25 protein-coding genes are annotated in these 23013 nt (G+C 29.1%); 6 read left to right on the top strand and 19 right to left on the bottom strand.

The features are described from left to right. Nucleotides 1-16: 16 nt before the first annotated feature. The 16 genes from TD18_RS02430 to TD18_RS17355 all read right to left on the bottom strand — a co-directional run bounded on the left by TD18_RS02430 (nt 17) and on the right by TD18_RS17355 (nt 14721). Nucleotides 17-328: a hypothetical protein gene (locus TD18_RS02430; RefSeq protein WP_040248053.1), complete on the bottom strand. Its 312-nt coding sequence runs from the start codon at nt 326-328 to the stop codon at nt 17-19. A gap of 99 nt (nt 329-427) precedes the next feature. Continuing rightward, nucleotides 428-1246, bottom strand: a complete 819-nt coding sequence (locus tag TD18_RS02425; RefSeq protein ID WP_152611300.1) for a hypothetical protein — start codon at nt 1244-1246, stop codon at nt 428-430. A gap of 3 nt (nt 1247-1249) precedes the next feature. Continuing rightward, nucleotides 1250-2911, bottom strand: coding sequence for a hypothetical protein (locus TD18_RS02420; protein ID WP_152611299.1), 1662 nt, complete (start codon nt 2909-2911; stop codon nt 1250-1252). A 1-nt stretch (nt 2912) separates the two neighbouring features. Beyond that, the gene (locus tag TD18_RS02415; RefSeq protein WP_040248044.1) at nt 2913-6473 is read right to left on the bottom strand and encodes a hypothetical protein; all 3561 of its coding nucleotides are present in this window, start codon (nt 6471-6473) and stop codon (nt 2913-2915) included. Nucleotides 6474-6500: 27 nt separating this feature from the next. Then, entirely contained in the window at nt 6501-8036 is a 1536-nt protein-coding gene (locus tag TD18_RS16555) for a hypothetical protein (RefSeq protein WP_052461016.1), read from the bottom strand. 4 nt (nt 8037-8040) lie between these two features. Next, nucleotides 8041-8427 (bottom strand): hypothetical protein, encoded by a 387-nt coding sequence (locus TD18_RS02405; protein WP_040248042.1) that lies wholly within the window; start codon nt 8425-8427, stop codon nt 8041-8043. A 12-nt stretch (nt 8428-8439) separates the two neighbouring features. Then, complete coding sequence (locus TD18_RS02400; RefSeq protein ID WP_040248039.1) at nt 8440-9708, bottom strand: hypothetical protein; 1269 nt, start codon at nt 9706-9708, stop codon at nt 8440-8442. A 122-nt stretch (nt 9709-9830) separates the two neighbouring features. After that, nucleotides 9831-10037 (bottom strand): membrane protein insertion efficiency factor YidD, encoded by a 207-nt coding sequence (yidD, locus tag TD18_RS17550; protein WP_052461015.1) that lies wholly within the window; start codon nt 10035-10037, stop codon nt 9831-9833. Nucleotide 10038: 1 nt separating this feature from the next. Then, a complete protein-coding gene (locus TD18_RS02390) occupies nt 10039-10248 on the bottom strand; it encodes a hypothetical protein (protein WP_040248037.1) in 210 nt (69 codons plus the stop codon). A gap of 222 nt (nt 10249-10470) precedes the next feature. Further along, on the bottom strand, nt 10471-10914 hold the full coding sequence (locus TD18_RS02385; protein ID WP_040248034.1) for a tellurite resistance TerB family protein: 444 nt from the start codon (nt 10912-10914) through the stop codon (nt 10471-10473). A gap of 479 nt (nt 10915-11393) precedes the next feature. Then, nucleotides 11394-11642 carry a hypothetical protein gene (locus tag TD18_RS02380; RefSeq protein ID WP_040248033.1) on the bottom strand — a complete coding sequence of 83 codons (249 nt, stop codon included), beginning with the start codon at nt 11640-11642 and terminating at the stop codon, nt 11394-11396. A gap of 28 nt (nt 11643-11670) precedes the next feature. Further along, nucleotides 11671-11811 carry a hypothetical protein gene (locus TD18_RS17360; RefSeq protein ID WP_162835786.1) on the bottom strand — a complete coding sequence of 47 codons (141 nt, stop codon included), beginning with the start codon at nt 11809-11811 and terminating at the stop codon, nt 11671-11673. Nucleotides 11812-11843: 32 nt separating this feature from the next. Then, a complete protein-coding gene (locus tag TD18_RS02375; protein WP_040248031.1) occupies nt 11844-12050 on the bottom strand; it encodes a hypothetical protein in 207 nt (68 codons plus the stop codon). Nucleotides 12051-12137: 87 nt separating this feature from the next. Continuing rightward, nucleotides 12138-12806, bottom strand: coding sequence for a DNA-binding response regulator (locus tag TD18_RS02370; RefSeq protein ID WP_040248030.1), 669 nt, complete (start codon nt 12804-12806; stop codon nt 12138-12140). Nucleotides 12807-12812: 6 nt separating this feature from the next. Continuing rightward, on the bottom strand, nt 12813-14519 hold the full coding sequence (locus tag TD18_RS02365; protein WP_152611298.1) for a tetratricopeptide repeat-containing sensor histidine kinase: 1707 nt from the start codon (nt 14517-14519) through the stop codon (nt 12813-12815). Between the two features lie 31 nt (nt 14520-14550). Next, the gene (locus tag TD18_RS17355; protein ID WP_162835785.1) at nt 14551-14721 is read right to left on the bottom strand and encodes a hypothetical protein; all 171 of its coding nucleotides are present in this window, start codon (nt 14719-14721) and stop codon (nt 14551-14553) included. 369 nt (nt 14722-15090) lie between these two features. Between TD18_RS17355 and TD18_RS02360 the strand changes: the two genes are divergently transcribed. The 6 genes from TD18_RS02360 (at nt 15091) to TD18_RS02335 (ending at nt 20425) form a co-directional block, all read left to right on the top strand. After that, complete coding sequence (locus TD18_RS02360) at nt 15091-16341, top strand: hypothetical protein (protein WP_040248027.1); 1251 nt, start codon at nt 15091-15093, stop codon at nt 16339-16341. Further along, a complete protein-coding gene (locus tag TD18_RS02355) occupies nt 16334-17152 on the top strand; it encodes a CsgG/HfaB family protein (protein ID WP_152611297.1) in 819 nt (272 codons plus the stop codon). The genes TD18_RS02360 and TD18_RS02355 overlap by 8 nt, the downstream gene beginning before the upstream one ends. A gap of 138 nt (nt 17153-17290) precedes the next feature. Further along, the gene (locus tag TD18_RS02350; RefSeq protein WP_152611296.1) at nt 17291-18514 is read left to right on the top strand and encodes a hypothetical protein; all 1224 of its coding nucleotides are present in this window, start codon (nt 17291-17293) and stop codon (nt 18512-18514) included. Beyond that, complete coding sequence (locus TD18_RS02345) at nt 18492-18848, top strand: hypothetical protein (protein ID WP_040248019.1); 357 nt, start codon at nt 18492-18494, stop codon at nt 18846-18848. Before TD18_RS02350 ends, TD18_RS02345 begins: the two co-directional genes overlap by 23 nt. Then, a complete protein-coding gene (locus tag TD18_RS02340) occupies nt 18832-19314 on the top strand; it encodes a type II secretion system protein (protein WP_040248016.1) in 483 nt (160 codons plus the stop codon). The genes TD18_RS02345 and TD18_RS02340 overlap by 17 nt, the downstream gene beginning before the upstream one ends. Continuing rightward, the gene (locus tag TD18_RS02335) at nt 19304-20425 is read left to right on the top strand and encodes a type II secretion system F family protein (RefSeq protein ID WP_040248700.1); all 1122 of its coding nucleotides are present in this window, start codon (nt 19304-19306) and stop codon (nt 20423-20425) included. The genes TD18_RS02340 and TD18_RS02335 overlap by 11 nt, the downstream gene beginning before the upstream one ends. Here TD18_RS02335 and TD18_RS16550 read toward each other — a convergent pair. The 3 genes from TD18_RS16550 to TD18_RS02320 form a co-directional block, all read right to left on the bottom strand. Further along, entirely contained in the window at nt 20422-21102 is a 681-nt protein-coding gene (locus tag TD18_RS16550; RefSeq protein ID WP_152611294.1) for a toxin-antitoxin system YwqK family antitoxin, read from the bottom strand. The two genes, TD18_RS02335 and TD18_RS16550, sit on opposite strands and share 4 nt — an antisense overlap. A gap of 202 nt (nt 21103-21304) precedes the next feature. Further along, on the bottom strand, nt 21305-21931 hold the full coding sequence (locus TD18_RS02325; protein WP_040248014.1) for a hypothetical protein: 627 nt from the start codon (nt 21929-21931) through the stop codon (nt 21305-21307). An 82-nt stretch (nt 21932-22013) separates the two neighbouring features. Beyond that, the coding region (locus TD18_RS02320) for a DUF4347 domain-containing protein (protein WP_040248009.1) at nt 22014-23013 on the bottom strand (1000 nt) is incomplete at its 5' end.

Genomic DNA, 23013 nt, shown 5'->3' with positions numbered 1-23013 from the left:
GGTTTTAAAATTATCTTTAAAAAGATAATTCCATAATTGTGTTAATCAATATCGAACCATATCTATCTACGATTTTACTACTTTCCTCATCTACCAATAACCCAATAGTTTCATTAGAATCACCATAGAATCTTATATACTTGATTTTTAAACCTCTTATTTTCTGTCCTTCATTATAAGGTCTACTTGAAAGCAAAATAATCTGGCCTGATGTATCATCAATATGGTTTATTGAATAATTCATTAATGAAGTAGTCTCTAGAACATTAAAATCGGCTAGTGGATAAAATTTATTAGACGCATATTTAAATTGTGATTCAAGAATCATTTGTATAGTATGATTGCTTTTTTACTTTGAAGAACAAGAATTCAAAACAAGACAAAACAATAACAACAGTATTAAAATTTTCCTAAACATAATTTTATTCTAAAATCCAAAAAAACCTTTCTTATTTCCTTCTTTGTCGTTGTATTCTTTTAGTTTATTAAAAAACATTTCATCTAATCCATTAATAGATAACATTACTTCCTCTATACTACTTTTAAACTCACTATCAATAGTTTCAACTTTCTCAGTAAGTACCTTTATTTGATTCTCCTTTAAAACTTTTTTGAGTCCGTTATTGGTTTCTTCAGTTATTTTGGTAATTGTAGTTTTACTGTTCTCAATAGATTCGCGGATTGTTTTTTCTCCACTTGTAGCCAACTGTTTTATTTTACCTTCCAAAGTACTTTCGATAACATTAAGCGAACTTTCCATTTCGTCTTGAATATCATTGATGCTTTTTTCATAATTTGTGATTAGCATCTTTATTTTACTGTAAATCTTTTCCAATTCATCATTACTATTTATTAATAATGGTTTCAGTTCTATATTTTTTGTGATATTTTCTTCTGTTTTTTGTAAAAGAGTTACTAATAAATCATTGTTCTTTTCTAATGATTGGGTTAGTGATCTATAATCATTTTGTATAAAGCTAGTTACATCATTAAAACTCGATTTATGTGCTCTTATAAAATTTATGTTTTCTAATTTTAATTTCTCAAACGACTGTACTGATTTTTCAGTGAGAAGATTTACGCCACTATCAATGTTAACAAGCCCTTCCAAAAACAGAGCCTCTAATTTTTTTAACTCTCTAGTCAAATAGTTATGATTATTGAGTTTATAGGCTTTAATAAAGCTATTAATATAATATAATACCACAAAGTGACTAATAATGAGTACAACAACTAGATAGATCATAATTTAGATTACTTTTATAGGTAGTTTGTTTTTTACTTTCCAATAACCATCTTCCAACTCCATTGTACCGTCATCACCAGTCTGCTCTATTCTTGTTCCAGTACTATTAAAATCTTCACTTTTTAATTCACATATCGGAACTAGAAAAGAATCATAACTCATAATGCCAGCTTGCATCATATCATCTTCTTCATACAGTAGTGTAAATGTTGCTTTAGACATATCTTCATTATTAATAGACAATTTAATGGCACTATCCCTTTCAATTGCTTTGGTCTTTTTTTCATCGTCAAGACTGCCATTAGCATCAGTAAAAGGGAAGTAGTATACTAAGTTATCTTTAATCTTTTTTTGTAGTGCTTCTATTATATTCTCTTCAAGTTCATCAATCTTAGCAGCTAATTGATTTTTATTAATAGTAGGAGTTAGATCCAAAAAGGTTATCTGTTTCATCTGTTGAATTATTGAATTAATCTCATCTTCTGATAGTAATTCAATATTTGCAACCTCGATGAAGTTTTCTCTTTTGACAGTATTTTTAATATCAATCTCTGCTTTAGATTTCGGAATGCAAATCTCTAATTCACGCTCTAAAATTGATTGGTGCTCGTCTATTATTGGTTTAACCTTTTTTTCTACTTCTAATTGATTATGAAACGATATTGAGTTTAAACCATCTATAGCTTTAGACCTATAACTATTCAATTGATCAGAAATTAACATAACACAATCTTGATGATATTTATCAGATAATAATTGTTGCATATTATTATATGCTTCGTTTATTATTTCTTTTACTCTATCTCTTTTAAGCTTTGCAGGTATTGATGTGGCTAAATTCTCTTGAGAACTTCTTTTATATTCTTTTGTATTCTCTTTTAGATACTTATTTTGATTATTGTTAGATTGCTCTTTTATATCTTTGATGTTTTTTCTAAAAAAAACGAATTGAAAAATATTAATTAATACACTAACTCCTAATAAAGAAATCCATATTAAAGAATTCTCTTTTGTTTTCATTTTTTCATTAAAAACATCTTGTTTTTCTATTCTTAATGCATCATTAGCATTAGATTCAATTATTGGTTGATTCTTAATCTCTGAAAGCCTTGTGATAGCTTCATCAGCATTTTTATTAATGATGTCAACCAGCGAAATATACTTAGGCTTATCTTTTCTAGTTAATCTTTCAGTATCTAAACCAATAATGGTATCATTGAAAAAAGAACTCTGCAATAACATATCTTTAGAGTTTATAAAATCCTCAAGGATAGTTTCATTAGAAATAGAGTCAATAAATCCATTTCTAAATTCAATTAATCGTTCAGAGTAAAGTTTCACTTTTTTTTCGTTCATACTGTCATTCAATCTCCTAGGATAATCATCTAAAGCGACTCCTTTTAGTTGTCTTATATTACCATTTTTTTCATATACTCTATCTTCAAGTATAAGATCAATAATTTCAAAACCTATATTGTCATAGAATGCTATTATCTCATTCTTATTTAATTCTAAGAAGTCTTCTTCAGAGTAAACATTTTCAATAGATTCTTCATTCTGATTATCATTGTTTTCATCGTAAGCATTATTGTTATCACTACAGCTAGATACTAGTAATAGAATTACTAATGCTAAAAAGCTATGTTGTATGACTTTTCGAAACATTTTAAGCACCTTTATATTGATTAATTTTATCTGTAACGATATACTTTGAAAATGCATATAAGTATGCCTTTATAGCTTCAAAAAATAGAGTGTCATTTAAAGGTGTTTCCTTTTCGATATTTACTTTGTGATGTACTGTTTGACGTATAGTATCACTAATCTTAGTTCTATCAGTAAAAAAGTTTTTCAATTTATTAGTATTGTAAGCTTTATCTACACCAAAATTTTGAACAAAATCTGCTTCAAACCATAATTTTTCGAAAAAATAGGTGAAAAATCCAACGACATTGTCGGTTACATTGTCAATAGTCGAATTTTCTTCTTGTAGAAAATTCACATATTTAAATGCTTGCTTCTGAATTGCGTCATTATTTTTAATCAAATCATTTTCAGTACCAACAGAGATATAATAATTCTCTATGTCAGCTTCACTCTTATCTTTTATGTTTTTTAATCCATCTATGCCACCAATTGCAGTTGACTCTTTTGGGTTTTTTAGAATTTGAATCTCTATTTGATGTAGTTTATCCAAACTAAAAACTTGTTTTAAAATAAGTGACCCTAGTTTTGAAATTCCATTTCTTCTGTTTAAATCTGAAGTACCATTGGTGACCTCCATGAGTTTTGCTCCATTACCACTTAGCCCTATATAGGTTGGTAAATCTTTACAATAAATCATTTTAAGCATTTGACAAGAGTGATAAAAAATTGCAGAATTATGAATTAAAAACAATAATTTAAACTCACTATCCATTGCTAGTTTTTTGCCAAATTCTTTGTAATTAAAAAAATAGCTCAACAAATCCGTAGACTGTAATCCATTTGAGTTTTTAATATACTTAACGGTTTCTTTTTTCTTTAAATCTTCACCAAAATATTTGAGCATAGCTGTCTCATAACGCGTAACAAAACCATTGTCAAATGGTTTATTACTATTTCTGGATTCAAACAAACTATTTCCTGCAAATCGAAATGATGTTGTTAGAGTAGGTTTTTCATTTTCAAATACAATTAAATCTGTGGTACCTCCACCAATGTCTAAGTTCATAAATACTTTTCCAGACCCAAAATCGTTAGGATAACTATAGTATGGTGCCCAAGACTCTGTTACTGAAACTAAATTTTTATAGTTTTCAGATTTGCTGTAATAAGTCGCAAAGAGTTCTTGCCAAATACTATTGAATACTGTCATTTGATTAGTACTCATACTTAAAGGCTTAAACCATATCACATTGGTTGCTCTAGGGTTATAACCTTCGCTCAATAGTTTATTTCTACCCATCCAAGCTAATTGTTCTATAAAACCGTGCAGTTTATTTTGAGCAGAGTTATTATTACTATCTGTAACTCCCCATTTTATATTAGAATGTGTAAAGTCATATTCATACCTTAAACTACTATGCCCAAATGCAAAAGGTATATTGGCATTTGATAAGATGTTTATATTACCTGGTTGTTCGGGTTTTGTGTCGTTATCTATATTTATAATAGAGCGAATTGGGAATTTAAATGGAGATTCGTCACCAATAACACTCGGTAAAAATTCAGCATCTTGTACTGCTCCATAAATGGGCTTAATTTTATTTAAATCATATTTTTTATACTGTTCCCCATCTTTAGAAACTTCATTGAGTAACACAAAGTCTGGATTAATTGTTGTTCCTTTCCCTTTATAGGTTGAAAGGTTTTCTACAGTATTAACCGTTTTAAATGCTACAAAACTATTACTTGTTCCAATATCGAAGGCAATAGAAGAAGTCCCATCTGACAATTGTATTTGCTCTCCCATTAATGGAAGTAAAATGCCGTGTAAAGAAATATTTTTGTCCAGGTTGGTAACCGCAACAGAAACTAAATCAAAAGTTATATCTTTATCTATACAATAAGTAACTTCTCCTTGACTATTATATTTAATTGAAGAAATATCTAAATAGTTTGAAACACTTGGATAGTTTTCATCTTTACGTGTTCTCGATATTTCTGTAGCTTCAACTTTAGTTGTGTTTGGCTCGGTTATGAGTTCACGTAAAAAATTATAATTTATCTCTTCGCCTTTCATATGATATGACAAAGCTTTATATCTATCATTAAATACAGGATCTGACACTTTAAAAAATGGATAAATCCCAAAAGCCAATGATGATTTAATAACCGCTCCATTTTCATCATTATCAATGGTTTCAGGAACCACATAATCGTAAATACGTTCAAATTTTATAGTTCCTCTTCCATTATCTGCCTTGATAGGTATTTTAAGTGTCACAACAATAGCTCCCAAGTTTAATTTTTCAACTGTAATATGTTTTTTTAGATCATCTATTGTGAAATAATCGAAATATGCTGTAGCAATAGGAAGTATAATATTTTTGACTTCTCCACCTGGCAACCAAAATTTTGATGTATTAACATTATAATCTAATTGGATAAGATGCTTAGATAAAAAGTCATTTCTATTAATCCAAGGATACTCAATAACCGATTGTGGTAATTTTCTTTTTTCAATAATTTTAGTTGATGTTGTCTTTCCATCTTTAGGAAAAGAATTACCATCAAGATAATTCCATCTTGATTTAACTCCATTTATAGAAAGGGCCAAAGGAGGGCGCCTTAATTGCTTAGAAGTAACAATTACGTAATCACTATTTTTAGCAATTATTTCATCTTCTTGCTTATTGTACTTTTCACACAAGAAAGGTACCTTTCCATTTAAAAAAGTTATTTCAGTATTACTAACTTCGAGAATAGTATAACCTTGTGTAAGCTGGTTTTGATCTTCTGAAGAGAGGCTTCCAACAAAATGTCTTAATCCAGAAATCTCTGAAATTTTATTACTATGTTGCATGTAAGCATATACTTCTTTGAAGGATTCAACTAAATTAGGTTCTTTAAAAAAAAGCACATTCATATATTTCTGAAAATCTCCTTTTCGCTTATAGAGTGGTAAGTTATTTGAAAAAAATGCTCTATTGTCTTCATTCAAAATCGTTTGAGGTAATGCTTCACCAATAGTAAAAAACCCAGTATAAGGAGACGTTCCAGCAATAATTACATTGTTAAGATATATAAGCGTGAAATCACTAAACGCATTAAGAATACCTTGATTTTTAAAACGCTTATCACTATTATAATTACCAATAAAAATTTGTAATGTTTCAGCAAATGTTTTAATTCCAAGATTATGATCTTTAGCCACTTTCTTAAGTTCATCAACATGCCATATTTTAACCGAAATACGATCTTTCAATTTGAGCGTTTCAAAACGAAAAAGCATTTCAAAAATATCTAAACAACGTGATACATTTTTATGATATGTCGTTTTACCTTCCAATGACGTTTTATCTTTATTAGATTCTTCGAAAGCTTTGTTAATAAACTCAAAAGATGTTTCAAAAAGATGCATTTGAGCAAAAGGAGAAGGAATAGACGTTACAGGAACTTCCATTTTCCCTATGTTATCGGTAATTTCCTTTATGGTATTTGCATTATACGGATTACCATCGTATTGATTCCAACCGTGGTCATTAATCTGTTGTTCACGTATCAAACTTAATTTATATGGCATATCTTAATATTTTAATATTTATAATTGTTACAATACATATCTATCGGCTATGATGTTTCGAACACCTCTATTTAATAATGTATGAACCATACGTTCTGTATTTCCATATTGTAAGGCAACTATTTTTTGTGCTATTTTAGAAAACTCTTCATCATATTTTATGTAATCCTTCTTGAAAAAATTACTATTATTCTTTGCAGGAATACCTGTAATAAGTGTGAATAGTTTTTTATCATCAACAAACGTTTTTACTGGAAGTGTATCAGATACGTCTTTTAATATATCGTCTTCGTTAATAATAATAGAATTATCAAATGGTAGAAACCTTCTATCATGTTTATCAAGAGCATTTTCAATTAACCATCTGTAATAGTGTACAGTTGTGAATTTTTCAAGGGCTTTAAAAAAGTTCTGTCTGTGATAATTATTAGAAAGTTTTAATTCGTTACACCAAGCTAATTTTTCATTCGTCAATGCATCTTTCATATAATCAGAGACATATACATTGTAATAATGAAAGTGTAGTAAATGCTCTTTAAGATCATCTCGTTTTATATGATTTAAATCAACAACTCCTGTATCAGTAGTGATACCAAATTCAAAAAACTTAGATTCAACTTGTAAATCTTCTTTTGTATTTGCATTTGAATCATAATCCAAAAAATCTAAAATTGAAGTTGCCGCTGTAAGTTCTATAAAGTTAGAAGGATTCTTTTGTTCGATACCACCATCAAAATTTTCATAATTACTCTGACGAGTATCTCCAACATAATACATGGCATTAACTAACTGCTTTAAATTACGGTTGTAATATGCTAATGCTGCTTTAGTTTTTGTAATAAATGTACTTGAATTAATAGCACTCTCGCCTTCATTAAATTTATCTACATCTACTTGAAAATAGGGTAATACAGAAACACCTCCTATAATAGCATTATTTATATAATTACCATTGTTTAGAGTACTCATCTCATCTCTAAAAACATTCATCAATAAAGGAAACCCAGCTGCGCCAGTACCTCCAAAAATTGAGCTAATTATAAAGATTCTATCATTTTGACTAAAATCTTGAGTAAATTCCTTAAACACAGCAGATTCAACCACATTTTTAAGCACTACACTACCAACATTTGGATTACCCAAAAACCCTTTTTCAAGTGGCATATTTTTATTATCATTACTATACAACAAATCAAAAAGAGCTCTAGTTTTATCATAACCTTTAGCATCCAATGAATTATAACCCACCATATCCTTTAGTGTGCCATAATCTGTACCACTGATGTTTAACTCTTTTGGAGGCATAATTTTGGTTCTAAAAAACTCGCCTTGGTTCTCTTCTTCTCTTACGCCATTATATATAGCATTATGAATATCATTGTAGTTTTTTATAATATTTCTACATTTCTCAACATCTCCATTATTGATGTCGGTATCAATAATCATAGGAATTATTTTTTCGGTATTCGTTTTTATTCCAGAAGCTAGAAGCATAGTTAATGATCGTAATACTCTTGATCCTGTACCTCCAATTGCAAATAAATATAATTTTGGTCTTGACATCGTTTTAAAATTTTACAGGTATGAATTTTGAGAAAATTGAGAATCGCTTAAAAACTAATGACAATAATAAATACAATACAAAGCTGTAGATTGAATTTATAATTGTAAAAATCCACAGTTTTGGAAAAAACTCTCCGAAAACCAAATCAAAAATTAAGATACCTTCTATTGTTATAGTTAGAATAAAAACTAACATTAAATTAATCATACTAAATAGAAACCACTTCCCCATAGTAGAATATCGCATACTTATTCTCCCTAATAACAAGTAATAAATTGCACTAACAATGAGCGAAGTAGTTACTAAAATGATGAATGCAGTTGTGTAGCCTGTGTCGGTCCAAACGTCCCAGTTATTTAAGTCTTCAAATAAGAAATAAAATTCTTCCATGAGTATAAATGTTTATCGTTTTTCTTGTTTTGTGAGTGTTAGTTGCAAACTTGCGTTTTCGGCTGAAAAAGCTCTGCTAAAGGCTTTGGTGATAAATTGAAAACCAAAGGTTTTATTTTCTAAATCACTTTTTGAAATATCTACATCATCTTCTAAATCAGTATCATTTATCCACTCAGCTTCCTTATTAAAATTTTTGAAATATATTTTCTCTGTCCCTACATTGAAATCATATAGAGTAGGTTGTACAAAATGAGTATAGCTTGAGCTTTCAATCACCGATTTATCTTTTATTTTTTCTAAAAGCAATGTGTTTTTATCTTTTATAATTAAGCTAATAGTCTCTGCTATATATTTAGGATACACCTCATAGTTCAAGGAATCTAAAAGTTGATTTTTTTGAAGATCTGAAAGCTCCTTTAAATCCAATCCTATAGTAAATGTAGCTGGTCTTTTAGCTTCAATCTCTTTTATCAAAATCGTATTTTTTTCAGGAGTAATTGAAATTTTTCCAGATTTAGGATATTTCAACAATCCAACTTCCATCTTTTGCAATGGCAAATTATAGGTGTGAGCAGCTTGATAAGTTTTTATAATATTTTTTGATAATACTTTTGTAACTAGTGTTGGTTCTCCAAATACCCATATGTAAAATGGTCTATCGTTTAAAATTTGATTGTAAAACGGTCTTTTACTTTGAGGCACTCCGTTATTATTTTCACGATTAAAATAATGAGTCCCATTAAAATTGCTACTATACTTAAATACAGCTACACCAAGAGATTTATTACCTACTAAATGATTATATAACTGGCTTGTGATTTTAGACCCCTCAGTTTTAGTATTAATCTTTCCTAAATCTGGAATACAATCTGTGATTAAAATACTTACTGTACCATTACCTGTAGCTGAAATAACATCAGCGAAAATGTTTTGTAGTTTTGATGACTTACCTGTGAAAACTTTACCAGCTCTTAACTGGTCAAAAAACTTTGCTTTCGAATATCTGTACTTTTGTTGCTTATCTGATATCGTATACAAATTACTCTCAATAGCGAATGTATTGTCGAAGTCAGTCACTATAAAAGGCATTAAATCTTTTAATGGGTAATTACCAGGTACATTAGAATTAACGTATCCTCTCATACTTGCTGAAGTCTCTAAATAGAAATTAACACCTAATAAGCCTAATGTATCAACAGGAGTCTCTTGCTCTGTGGAAAGTTCATAAACATTTTTATCACTACAACTCGTTGTAGAAAAAACAAATATGATACTCAAAAGTATATATAGAATTGTAAAATTATAGCGGTTAAACAAATTCATTGGTTTTGTTGAGTTAATAGTCTAGAATCAATTTCTTCTTCTGAAAAAACTTCATTATTTACAGTAACTAAAATGGTTTAATTATTAATTGTCATTAAATAATAGCCAGGACGACAATTTTGATATCTAAACCATAATGCTCTTAATCCACTTGAAAAACCCTCAGTTTTAGTTTTGTCAAAAACATAATGAGAGCAGCTTTCTTTATAAATACATAGCGTTCTTTTTTTAGCTGGAATTAAATGCCAATAGGATTTAATGATGACCAATAAAATATATTTCATATTATCCCTTTTGGAGAACCACATTTCCAACATGCCAAATAGTATCTGGCTTTGCACCTATACCAAAACAACCTGCGTTTCCAGGCAATAAATAATGCGAGTAATTGTGGTTTACATAAACCCAACCATCTACAGCATGTTCGTCAATTATAGATTGAAATTGTTTGTTTATATTTTTGGATTGGGGAAAAGGAATGACTTTGTATTGCATAGTTGTTGGTTTTTAATAAATTATTATTTGCTTTCAAATATTTTTTCAGTATGCCTACAATTACCATTTCGACATATGTAAACTACCCAATTTCCTTTGGGTTCTTCTCTTTCTGATTGTACATATAGTATTGTACTACAATACGGACATTTTTTTCCTTTTGCCATAATAATTAAATTGTTTCTTTGAATATTTATAACTTAAGTGTTAAACGCTTTACGTCTAGACTAGATTTTTTACAGTTATGACTTTAACAATATTAAGTGCAGTACTATCTGAAATATTAAATTCTTGCTGTAGACGCTCCAGTACTCTCTCTTCATCTTTTTCAATGAATCCATCTGAGTAAGCTAGATCACAAACTAACGCGAAGACACCCTCATATAAGCTATCGGACAAGCCGTTTACAGAAAGGTTAACTAGATGATCCACACCATCTTTTCGTAGAACCCTAAATACTTTATTCACGATTTTACTATAAGTGTTATCATCAACATCTGATAATGTTTGCGATTTGTTTATGATCGATTTTAAATCAGACATTTCTTCATCTGATATATCACCATCTGCAGCAGTAATCGCAACTATGGTACCTAAAAAAGCTTCTTCGTTTGTAAATGAAGAATCAGATTCATTTCCTTTTAAAACATTACTAAATAATCCCATATTGTTTATTCTTATGCTAACCTACTCTGTATAGATTTTCGGCTTCCTCTAGATAAGGTTTGACAAGAACCTTTATCAACAACAAACCTAGCAAGTTTGAAAATCAGTTTATTACGGATTTCCGTAAAGTGAGAATTTAAATGAAAAAAAGTTTTGAGTTCAATCTTCCCAACCACATAAGGTTCTTCCTATTTCCTCTGCTTCTGAAAGTGAAACTTTATAAATCTTTGTAGAGCAGGAATTTAATCCTCGACAGGATTTATTGTAGTGATATCGTTTGCTAGTAGGACCTTTACAAATGTAGACTTGAATATCTGAAACTTTATGAGAAACATTGGAACTAATAAATTCATTTGTTGAATGTGTTTGCCGTATATTAGAATTGAGGGTGAAAGAAGTAAATATTTGAATACAAATAAAACATCCTATTGCCAAGGATAGTGTTTTCAAATTACTTTTAATATATCTCATAAATAATGTTAAATATTGTTTGGACTATTATCTAAATTAACTCCTGCCCAAAATGCAGATTTAATAACTATCAGTCCATCATCACCATCAATGAATTTTTTAAAATGATTACAAAGTTCTTCAGTTTTATCATTTTGATATTTTAGGCAATAAAGAGATACTAATACTTGAATAGCTTTAAATCTTTTTAATTCATCATATAATTTCTGATAGTCTTGACTATCTCTTAAATCGTATCTTATAAAATATTCAATCATAAAATTTATTTTTATTCTATCAAAAGCTTTAATCCCCACGTTTATGCTTGTGAGGTTTTAGTCCTGGATGTTTTGGTCTCCTTTCTGGTGTTACACGTCTTCTTTTATCAGGTGTTCCATCTTCTTTTTTTGGTTTTGGCCCTGGTTTAATTGCTTGATTTTTATTCATTATTTATTTTTTAATTATCAATATCTTTATTTTCAGCTGTTATGACATTCCTCAGAACAAGTTTTACAACCATCTGCTGTAGCATAGGTTTCTTTGGCTTCTCTTACAGCACTTTCACAAGTGGTATGATAACCTAAATCTTTTTTACTGATTACAAATTGGAGATAAAAGCAGCCTTCTTTATGGACTTCGTGATCTCCATTTGATTGGGCATTGTTGTTTACATAATAACGAGACATAGTTTTAATGTTTTAAATTGTTTAAAACAAAACTAATAGTCATTTGAAGATTTACTTTACGGGATACCTTATCGTATGGAAATTTTTCTAAATCAAACCTAAATCTTTTACAATAGAAATAAGTTGAATGGTATTTCCTGCCCTGAACTCTAGTTTAATGCTATTTAATCGCTTTTCTATACTACTTAGGCTACTTGGTGAAATGCCTTCTTCTTTAAACTGAAGTGAAATTTGTTCTTGCGAAAGCCCTTCTGACAATCGTTGTAGCAATATAGTATCGAATTCTTTGAGTTCAAAGATGATTGAAGACTTAAGTGTTCGTTCAAGGTCTTTAGACACGTAATTAATACCTAAATGTATTTGGGGCATAGCTTTTTCTAACTCCTTTAAACTATATCTACCTTTACATATATAACCATTGATAGCATAGTTTTTAAATAATGATTTAATTTTTGACGGCCTATTTTCTATGGAAAACACTAGAATTTTGATATTAGGAATAACTTCACGAGTTTTCACTATCAATTCCTCTCCTTTTTTAATGTTTTGTTCTCTGTAGTCTTTGGTAAAAGAAAGGTCTGTTATTAGAATTTCAAAAGGTGTATTATCTTTATTTGCCTTGCACATTTTCATAAAGGCATCATCACAATAAAGTGCCTGTTGCACATCTGGAATATCAAGCTTTTCTTTCAAGATATTGGCAATACCATAATTGGTTGTTCCTAGATCTTCTGCAACTAATACTTTTTTAAACATAATTTTTTATGCTGGAATTTCTATAATTATTTTCAACCCTTTTTCTGAGGATGCATCAAATATAAAATTACCTCCAATAGCTTGAATACGGTTTTCCGCATTTACCAATCCTACCCCTTTCGAAACTTCTTTTTTATATGATCCTACACCATTATCTGCGTACCTTAAAGTTATTATATTATTACTTCTCTCGAAAATAATACTTACTATATTAGCTCTACTATGCTTACGCATATTTACCATAAGTTCTTTGATAACTCTAAAGACAACTAGCTTTTTTTCGTCTGAAACATCAATCCATATGTCTGGAACTAAACCTTTAACTATAACATTTGTCATATCATTATTGAATGACGCTAATGCTTTTTTTAGATCTTCCATAAACTCCTTAATGCTTTTTATTGTAGACTTTTCTTGAGACAAATCTCTTGCTTTATGGTAAATGTTTTCAAGATCATTAAGAATTTCAGCTACTGGAACCGAGTTGTTATCTAGCTGAACCATAGCACTATATACATCATTAGCTAGCTCATCATGAATACGTTTTGAAATACGAGATTCGGTTTCTAGCACCTTTTTTTGCTTTTCTTTTGTGTGTCTTGATTTAAGAATGAAAAACATAAACATTGATAACAACGCTACAAATATTGCAACAACAATTGATACAGTTATCTTAGACTTTTGTTTTTCACGCATTAATTCACTGTCTTTAAGTTTAAGTTTAACTTCATTAGCTATTTTTTCTTGTTTATCATATGCATATTTTTTTGATGAATATATATTCCTAATATTTTGCTTACTCTTATTTAAACTATCATTTAGCTTTTTATATTCAATTACAATTGAATCATTATTTAAATCAATTAAAGCAGATAAAACGCTCTCCCTTAACTTTATATTCTTGTTTTTATCAGAAATATCTAATGCTTTTTGAATATAATTTCTAGCTTTAATTCTGTTGCTTCTGTCAATGTAATATTCTGATAAATCAAGATAACTTGAAAATTTACCAATGTCATAATTAATTTCTTCTCTAATATTTAAAGCATTTTGAATGTCTAATAACGCATCTGGAAGATTTAATTTTGACTTAGCCATTCCTAAATTATTCAAAGCTCTTGCCATTTCCTTTTTTTCGCCATACTTCAAACTATTTTCATATACTATTTTAAAATTTCTTAATGATAATTCATACTTACCTTGCTTATAATATACTAAAGCTTTATTGTTAAGTAACACATTAATTCTAGACGAATCTTTTTCAATAGACAACACTTTGTCATAGTGATTTAACGCAATATCATATTCCCCTAAATAATCTGAAACCCTTCCTAAGTGGTTATAAATACCAACTTTAGGCTCATAAATGAGTGAATCATTTAATTTGAGGTTATCAATTAAATTTAAAGCTTCAGTTGCTGTTATCTCACTTTCGTGTATAAGGCCTAACTCATATTGAATAATTGCAATCTGCCGTAAATCATTAATGGCATTTATAGTATCTTTTTTTAGTAAACTATCATCTTTATGATTTTCATAATAAACATAAGCTAATGTTAAATCAATTTTATCCTTGGGATTATTTGCAAGCTCATAATAATAGCTTAAACTATCAATTGACTCTTCTTGTCCGTAAACAAAAGACACACCACTTAGTAGCATAAAGGCAAGTTTTACAAAAAAAAAGAGGAATGAAGTATTAATTAGTTTCATACCTCTAAAGTATTAATTATTTAGTTAACTATTATCCTCCTACAGGGTCTCCTCCTGGTGGCGGAGGTGGTGGAGGGATGTGTCCTCCATCGTCACAACAAGCTTGTGGTTGAGTAACCTCATCAACAATATTCTCTGGTGTGCAAGACGTAATATTAGCACCCATAAACAAAACAATTATAACATATAATATATTTTTCATGATTTTAAAATTTTTGAATTAAACATCAGTGTCCCTGTCCAGGTTTTTTACCTAGAGACGTGAATGGCGCTTTGCCATCTGATAAAAATTATTTAAGGAAGCTGAAACCCTTTGCGATCGTCTTTAGTAACTTCCTTATTGACTATCAACAAACCGCATTACGGGTTTCCATAATAATTAGTTTTGTACAAGAGTTATGTTTAGCAAGGCATAACGAGAACCAATCACTGAAGCAAAGTAAATAAGAGATTGTACATTTATTGCAGACAAGGATGAGACTTCTAAAGGACTTCTTTAAGACACCTTTAATATCAGGGTGTTTGAGACATCATGTCATATATATCTAATGAAATTTTGTAACTTTAAAGTATGGATCATCATTATTATATTAAACAGATAGTTGAACAGATGTTTGATAAAATCAAATTGACCTCAACTACAGACTCAATAACTGGTTGGACTAATGAAATTGAATTACAATCTGATCCAAAAAATAGGATTAGTTATAAAACAGCAGAAAGGGCTCATAAAAAATATATTGAAAATGATGATAGTATAGGAAAGTTTAAAAAGCAATCTATAGACAACTTTTGTAAGTTTATAGGCTATGAAGATTATAAAGATTATTTAAAAAATAACATAAAAATTGAACTGAAAGACGAAGAACCCAAGAATGAAATAGAACCTAAAAACACAAAAATAGATACCTCTGATCCAATAGAAGAAGAAGAAGAAAACAATAGTAAAAAAAGAAAATGGATTTTAACTCTTCAAATAATTATTGTATCTGCTCTTACACTTATTCTTTATCAGATTGCCAGTAACCATATATGGAAAAACAAAACCGATGATAAACAACCAATAGAATGCATGGCTTGGGCTAAAGATCATTATGAAATTACAGATTGTGGATTTCAATTACATCCAGATCATGGAACTAAGGTAGAGCCCTTTCTACTATCTAAAAGTAAAATGAAAAAGATCGAAGTCGATGCTTCAACTACTTTTTTTTCAGAAGAAACAGGAAAACCTCTAGTTTGGTATTACAAAACTAAAGAAGATAAGTTAGAATACTTTACCTCGCCTGGACTGCACCCAGTAAATGGAGAAACTTTAAAAAAAATAACTGAAGGAATGATTCAAAAATATGTACCAATCCACAAGACTCAACCTGATTCCTTTATTTCTAATGAAAACGAAAATTCTATAAATAAGAGAATAGCAGTTTTGATTTTAAATGATAATGATTTTGACAATGAATTAGTAACAAATTTGAAGTCAAACTATTTAGATAAAAATAGTTCTGTGATAAATTTAAGAGACTCAAATAATTATCAAAAAAGTTTTATTTCCAAATTCAATCCAAATGAAAAACTCTACTTATTTGGAAAGCAAATTAAAGTTGACACACTTGTTTTAGGTACATCTGCATATCATTTCTCAAAAGATATCGATATACAAAATATGATTACTTGTAATCTAAATTTAGAATTAACTGTCTACGTCAATATTAAAAAAAGCTGGAATGAAATTAATTCCAAAACAATAAAAACTATTGGATCAGGATACACTAACACTGAAGCAAAAATTAACGCTATCAAAAAAATAAATTATGACTAAAACATTAATATGCATAATAAGCCTATTCTTTCTAATGACTCAAGTTAATCATGCTCAAGATTTTGATTCAAGCTTAGCTAAGGTTATTGGAAGCATTGCAAAAGATCTTAATAACTATAATGATAATTTTCAAATTGCCATTTATCCTTTTAAGTTCAAAAAAGAAAATGAAGATGTCCTCGCAGAGTATGTAACAGAGGAGTTTTGGGATTTGATGCCCAAGTCAGCGATTAATTATGAAGTAATGGATAGAGCTACCTTTGATGAATATTTTAAAGAACATAAATTAAAAAGTAGAGGTTTGATTGACCCTAAAACAGAAAAGCAATTTGGTATGTTAATCGCTGCTGATGCTTACATAACAGGTATGGTTTATGTTTTTAATAGTATCATTAGGTTAAGAGTTACTGTCACAGATACTCAAACTGGCAAAATTATAACTACTGAATCTGGTAAATTGCCTATAACTTATGATATAGCAAACTATATTGGTTTAAAAGATTGGAAAGTGACGATAGAAGAAGCTGAAAAAAATAAAAGCAGTAACCCAAATTGTGATAAGGAAAATGTTGGAGACATTTGTTTTGAAAATAATTCAAATACTAAATATGTAATAAAAATTCAAGATATTGGTAAAACGCTCTCTTCAACATATAGAACAATAACTGTTAATGGCGGAAATCACGGTTGTATTAAAAACCTTCCTCCTGAAGGCTTTTATTTTTCAGTATCAAAAGATGGGTTTACGATAATTAATGAAGGTAATTTTCAAATTAAAACTTGTCAATCTAAGATTATAGAGCTAAAATAGTTTTAATAGGCTTTATCATTTTCAAAAATATTACTAAAATCATTCTTCTCAAACTTAGTGATTTTTTTATCTTCATTTTACGCACAAATGTTTTCAAAATAAAAATATTATCATGACATTGAATAAAATTTTAAAATCTTGTTAAAAGCATCCTCCTTAAGCAATGCTATTTTTGTGTGTTTAATGATCTCGATATTTTCGGGTTGCTTAGTGCTTATATCTCATTATCAAAATTTACTGAATCTAAAATTAGAGTTAAGAGAATCATTAATTAATTCAAATAATGCTGCTTTTACATACTATTCTTTAAATCTTGACAAATTAGAATATGATATTAGTAGTACAAAAGATATTTTTGAAGATGGAATTAGAACTCATACAACCAAAAAAAAATGGGGTTTCTATGATTTGCTATCTTCTAAAACCATATTTAAAGGCGATACTATTCGTAGAATTGGTTTAATTGGAAATTTCCAAAACAAAAAAAACTCACCTGTTTTATATGTTACAAATTATGATCGCCCTATAAAAGTAGCTGGAAATACTACTATAAAAGGTATATCTAAAGTTCCAAACGGATTAATTGAGCAGGCTTATATAAATAATCAACAAACTAACTCCATAACTATTAGTGGACAACAACTTAAATCAGAAGATAAACTACCAACTTTAGATATAAAATATAACTTCGATCTTTCTCTATACAAAAAAGTTATTCTTAGTGATGTTAAAACTAATTCTATTATAAATTCATTTGATTTAGAAACCTTGGTTATTGATGTTTCCAACATTTCAGACTTAAGAGATCTCACTATTAAAGGCAATGTTATTATATATACTTCAGATGAACTTACTATTTCCCCTTCTACTGAATTAAGTGATGTAGTATTAATTGCAAAAAAAGTTATAATAGAATCAGGTTTTTCAGGCAATCTACAAATCGTTTCAAATAATGAGGTTACTTTAAATAAAAATAGCCAACTAAAATATCCTTCCAGTATTTATATTAAAAATGACACAGATTCAGTTAAAGTACATTTAAAAGAATTCTCAAAAATTGCTGGAGGAATCATAATTGATGGTAATACATATGAAGGATCTTTGAAAAGAAAACTTATAATCGATAAGTCTTCTAAAATTTATGGCAGTGTTTATTGCTATGGTAATACTCAATTGCAAGGCGAAGTCATCGGAGAAATATATACAGATCGTTTCTTTTTAAAAACAAAAACATTAGATTATCAAAATATTATCTTAGATGGAAAAATAAGTCGAGATAGTTTGCCTGAAAATTTTGTAAACCTAACTCTATCAGGTTTAGAAATTAATACTAAGACACATGAAATTATTAAAGAATTTTAAGGTATTAAAAGCTTCTTCAATTGTAGAAACTATTATAGCAATTGTATTAATCTCGATATGCTCATTAGTAGCATTATCCGTATATATAAATGTTATAAGCCAAAATAGCCCTGTTCATTATTATGAAGCCAAACACAAGGTTGAACAATTAACTCATCTAGCTATAAAAAATCAAGATTATGAAAATGACATTTTCAAATATAATCATTACACTATAACAAAAAATGCAATTATAAAAGCTGATGAACAGATAGTTGTTTTAGACTACACTATCACTACTGGAAATAAAAAATATAATATTATTAAACTTGTTAAATTTGAAAAAGGTAATTAAAATACATGCATTTACCTTATTAGAGTCTCTAATTACCTTAATGCTGATAAGTATTATTATTGCACTTTCCTATGCCTTAATTGACTTAATTGGAAGACAGTTAAGCCTATTTGAAAAAGAAAACACTGAAATATTAGAGTATAATTTATTTAATTCAACATTTATGAATGACGTTAATAATGCTAATGGGTTTTTAGTTAATGAAAATCATATTCATTTAGACTTTTACAGCAAAGCTCATATTGATTATTATATTTTAGATGATGCAATTTTAAGACGTCAGGACAATTTCGAAAACTCATTTAAAATACATACCATAAATTTCTCTTTAGTAGAAGAAGGTCGTAAAGCAAAGAATAACCTAGAAATCAAACTAAAACTTCTTAAAGATACCATTACAACAAGCTATTATTTTAAAGAAAATAATGCTAAAAAAATCAACAAACAACTATTTAATGAAGATTGATTTATCTCAAAATAATAAGAAAACTAAAAAGCCTTCATTAAGCTTGGGTTATGATACAAAATTACCCTCATTCAAAAGGTTTTCAAATAAACAAAAAGAAGATTTTTACAGAGAATTTTCAACGCTTTTGAAATCTGGTGTAGATTATAATCAGGCGCTACAAATACTGTCTGGTCAACAAAAATCAAAATTTCTAAAAACAATCTATGAGCAAATTAATAGCGCAATAGTTAAAGGCAGGCCTCTTCATCAAGCGATTCAAGATTTTAAGCATTTTTCACCTTACGAATATTACAGTATAAAAATTGGTGAAGACACACGTAGGTTACCTGAAGTTTTTGATCAATTACAAAAATATTTTGCTAGGAAAATAAAGATGAAACGTCAAGTAGTTTCTGTACTTGCCTACCCTGTTTTTGTGTTGTTTATCACTTTTGGTGTTTTATATTTTATGTTAAATTTTGTGGTTCCTATGTTCTCTTCCATTTTCAAACAATTTGGAAAAGAACTGCCAGGAATTACACAATTTGTTCTGGATTTATCTGAAAATTTCAACACCATACTCCTTGTATTTCTATTAATCGTTTTAGGATTTGTTTTTGGTCATAAGCTTTTAAAAGCCAATAAAAAATATCGTCATTTAACTTCCAAATTACTAATGAATATTCCATTTTTTGGACCACTTTTTACTAAAATATATTTAGCTAGATTTTGTCAATCATTTAGTTTATTGTTAGCCGCAAAAACACCATTAATAACAGCATTAGATTTGACAGAAAAAATGATTAGTTTCTACCCACTTAAAACAGCTTTATATCATACTAGAATAGATGTTTTAAAAGGAGAAACATTAGCAAATAGTTTAGCTAAGCATTCGTTTTTTACACCCAAAATAATCTCATTGACAGTTATTGGAGAGCAGATTAATGAATTAGATAAAATGTATGATAATTTAGCTAATCAATACAATGAAGACATTGATCATTCAACAAAACTTATTGGTACTATTTTAGAACCTGTAATGATACTTTTAATCGGTAGTATTGTTGGGTTTATTATGGTTGCGATGTATTCACCAATATTTAATTTAAGTAAGATATTAGAACGCTAATTATTTGATTGCATTTCAGCTTTTTCTTTAGCATCTTGCTTCTCTTTTTTTCGTTGAATTCTAGATGTCGAATCTGCTTTTCGTTTTAATTGGCGATCAAATTTAATTTGTGCTTTTTCTGTAGAATCTCGCTTTCTAAACAACTTACTAAAAAAACCATTAACTTTACTTACTGGCTTCGTTGCATAAGCACTATCACCTTTGTAATAGGTTGTGTCTTTAAGCTTGTGGTTAATCCACATTCTACTCTTTTTATGGTTGGTATAAGTACCTGATTCTTTTAATTCTCCTTCTTGGTCGTAAGAGATGTAAACACCATGTTTAAGACCGCTTTTCCAATCGATTATGGTTTTTAAACTTCCATTTTCATACCAAGAACGCCATTCACCATCTTTAAGACCATAATTAAAATCACCCTTTTCGGCTAATTGTTTTGATCTATAAAATTTTGAATAGTCTTCATGTAATACCAAGCCACCTGCATTGGAAATACTTGTATGGATTTCTCCTGTCTTAAACCAATAGTAAAGTTTGCCATTTTGGTAATTATTAACTTGCTTAAGCGCCACATGACAAACAATGTCAAAATCTCCTGCTCTAATATACTTACGTTGCATCTCTGATGAAACAGATAATAACAAACTAAAACAGATTATAAGTAGTAATTTTTTTTTCACGAAAAGTATTTTGTATAAATGTATCTAACTTTTTTTAGTTAGACAACTGTTAAGCTTATTATAGCAATAGGGTTTTCAGAACTTTACTTTTGTTGATTTCTAATTCAATCAGTTCTTCGATGAGAATATGGCTTTGCATTAAGTATAATAAAACTACAGTAAAAAGTAACTTTTTTTTATTATTCCTTATAAAGACAATTAATTATCTACATGAGACTTTCTTCATCCTGTTTCCAAAATATGTCCACCAAAAATATGAATAATTACCTAATTCATAACAAGATACTTCCTCATAACCAATACTGTTGTTGTCCCAATTATCAACTCTTTGTTCTGTATATTTTAAACAGTTGTTTTCATCAATGTCAATATGAATATTGTAGGTTACTTTTGGCTTAGGAATATCATTTATAAAATCTAGTGTAGGTTTAGATTTATATTTATAAGGCTCATAAATATAAGTTACCTCTTTATCTTTAGAACTAATTTTAAGACTACTTAAATAAAAGTTTTCGTCATTATCAAGATTACCACAATATTCAAATGTGTAAGATAAATTCTCAACATACAAAGTGTAATAATGATTCAAGCAACCTTCATCTTGATGCCCAGCTATGTATCTTAAACATCTTTTCCCTTCTATTTCAACTATATCCTTTACATACACCCTTTTCTCTGAAACGTGTATAAAAACATCCTTAACTTTATTGTCCTCATCGTATCTCACTTCTACATAAGGATAATTCAGTTTTTTTTTGTCCTTAATTAATCCAAAACCTGTTAATGTTAATTCATCAAAATCTTTATAATATTTAATATTATCGTTCATACTTTTTAATTTAAATCCACTTAAAACGAAAAGAAGAAGAAAAACTATTATGGTCAATATTTGTATTTTATATTTCATTTACCTAATCTTTAAGTTCTTTAACTTTTTTGAGTTCTACTTTGTTCTCTTGGGTTTCGCTCCAATCAAAATCAGAAACACCTATTGTACCATTAGCTTTATAGTAAACAGCGTTAACAGTTTCTAAATTAGCTTTAGCTTCGCCTTTCTCTAAAACAGGGCTAGCTTTTGTCCATTTTCCCGCATTATCATATGCTTGTTTTCTACTAGCATAAGGAAACTCTGCTGGATTCGAATAGCCTGCTTGATAATATGGATCGTCAAAAGCTCCCCACAAGTTTGTCCAAGTGTCATCATAAAATAGATTAGATTGTGGACTCCAGCCCCAACTTTGATTTGCATAAACAGTAGCGTTTAATGCGATAGATAGGTTTTGGACTAGCTTATCTCCTCCATTATGATAAGATCCTGCATGACATCCCATCAAAATAACATTTGAATTATCACTTAATGATTCACCCAACTTCTTTAGCTTTTTATCATTTGAAACACTCCAAGCATGATAAAGTGACCCATTTGCACCATTGTTGCCTATCCTAAATGATGCGTTTTTATACCCACCATGCGAAGCTATAAATAAATTTTCTATTTCCTTATCATCACCTAGTGCTTCTTTCAAAAGAACAAGCGCATCATCTATATTAGTTGCCTCAATAACAATAAGTTCAGATTCGCTTTTAGCATTAGAAATAAAATTCATCATTGCTGCATCTACATCTTTTTGTTTAGTGTCTTTAGTTTTTTCATTTCCTGACCAAGTCTTATCTTTTGGCCCAATCAACACATTAACTTTTGTTTTCTCTTTCTCTTTCTCTTTCTCCTTATCTTTGTCATTGCTTTGAGGAGCAGCTCCATTTGGATCTATCCAAAAGATAGGATTGTTGTCGAAAGTAGAGTAAGGGGATTGGCTAGGAAAAAGATCCATCAAAGGATCTGGGCTCATCCATCTTCCAATTCTAGGATCCAACATTCTAGCTCCAAAATCATAACTATTCCCTCCACCT

The organism is Psychroserpens mesophilus (assembly GCF_000826645.1).
Classification (GTDB): domain Bacteria; phylum Bacteroidota; class Bacteroidia; order Flavobacteriales; family Flavobacteriaceae; genus Psychroserpens; species Psychroserpens mesophilus.
The sequence above is the reverse complement of the archived record's forward strand: the minus strand, read 5'-3'. Positions and strand labels throughout refer to the sequence as shown.

What these genes read in the sequence shown, in the direction of transcription:
- yidD (WP_052461015.1), bottom strand. Translation starts at nt 10,037, where the DNA reads ATGAAATATATTTTATTGGTCATCATTAAATCCTATTGGCATTTAATT.
- TD18_RS02430 (WP_040248053.1), bottom strand. Translation starts at nt 328, where the DNA reads ATGATTCTTGAATCACAATTTAAATATGCGTCTAATAAATTTTATCCA.
- TD18_RS17355 (WP_162835785.1), bottom strand. Translation starts at nt 14,721, where the DNA reads ATGAAAAATATATTATATGTTATAATTGTTTTGTTTATGGGTGCTAAT.
- TD18_RS02355 (WP_152611297.1), top strand. Translation starts at nt 16,334, where the DNA reads ATGACTAAAACATTAATATGCATAATAAGCCTATTCTTTCTAATGACT.
- TD18_RS02415 (WP_040248044.1), bottom strand. Translation starts at nt 6,473, where the DNA reads ATGCCATATAAATTAAGTTTGATACGTGAACAACAGATTAATGACCAC.
- TD18_RS02365 (WP_152611298.1), bottom strand. Translation starts at nt 14,519, where the DNA reads ATGAAACTAATTAATACTTCATTCCTCTTTTTTTTTGTAAAACTTGCC.
- TD18_RS02325 (WP_040248014.1), bottom strand. Translation starts at nt 21,931, where the DNA reads ATGAACGATAATATTAAATATTATAAAGATTTTGATGAATTAACATTA.
- TD18_RS02380 (WP_040248033.1), bottom strand. Translation starts at nt 11,642, where the DNA reads ATGATTGAATATTTTATAAGATACGATTTAAGAGATAGTCAAGACTAT.
- TD18_RS02335 (WP_040248700.1), top strand. Translation starts at nt 19,304, where the DNA reads ATGAAGATTGATTTATCTCAAAATAATAAGAAAACTAAAAAGCCTTCA.
- TD18_RS16555 (WP_052461016.1), bottom strand. Translation starts at nt 8,036, where the DNA reads ATGTCAAGACCAAAATTATATTTATTTGCAATTGGAGGTACAGGATCA.
- TD18_RS02375 (WP_040248031.1), bottom strand. Translation starts at nt 12,050, where the DNA reads ATGTCTCGTTATTATGTAAACAACAATGCCCAATCAAATGGAGATCAC.
- TD18_RS02405 (WP_040248042.1), bottom strand. Translation starts at nt 8,427, where the DNA reads ATGGAAGAATTTTATTTCTTATTTGAAGACTTAAATAACTGGGACGTT.
- TD18_RS02425 (WP_152611300.1), bottom strand. Translation starts at nt 1,246, where the DNA reads ATGATCTATCTAGTTGTTGTACTCATTATTAGTCACTTTGTGGTATTA.
- TD18_RS02420 (WP_152611299.1), bottom strand. Translation starts at nt 2,911, where the DNA reads ATGTTTCGAAAAGTCATACAACATAGCTTTTTAGCATTAGTAATTCTA.
- TD18_RS17360 (WP_162835786.1), bottom strand. Translation starts at nt 11,811, where the DNA reads ATGAATAAAAATCAAGCAATTAAACCAGGGCCAAAACCAAAAAAAGAA.
- TD18_RS02385 (WP_040248034.1), bottom strand. Translation starts at nt 10,914, where the DNA reads ATGGGATTATTTAGTAATGTTTTAAAAGGAAATGAATCTGATTCTTCA.
- TD18_RS02370 (WP_040248030.1), bottom strand. Translation starts at nt 12,806, where the DNA reads ATGTTTAAAAAAGTATTAGTTGCAGAAGATCTAGGAACAACCAATTAT.
- TD18_RS02390 (WP_040248037.1), bottom strand. Translation starts at nt 10,248, where the DNA reads ATGCAATACAAAGTCATTCCTTTTCCCCAATCCAAAAATATAAACAAA.
- TD18_RS02345 (WP_040248019.1), top strand. Translation starts at nt 18,492, where the DNA reads ATGAAATTATTAAAGAATTTTAAGGTATTAAAAGCTTCTTCAATTGTA.
- TD18_RS02360 (WP_040248027.1), top strand. Translation starts at nt 15,091, where the DNA reads ATGGATCATCATTATTATATTAAACAGATAGTTGAACAGATGTTTGAT.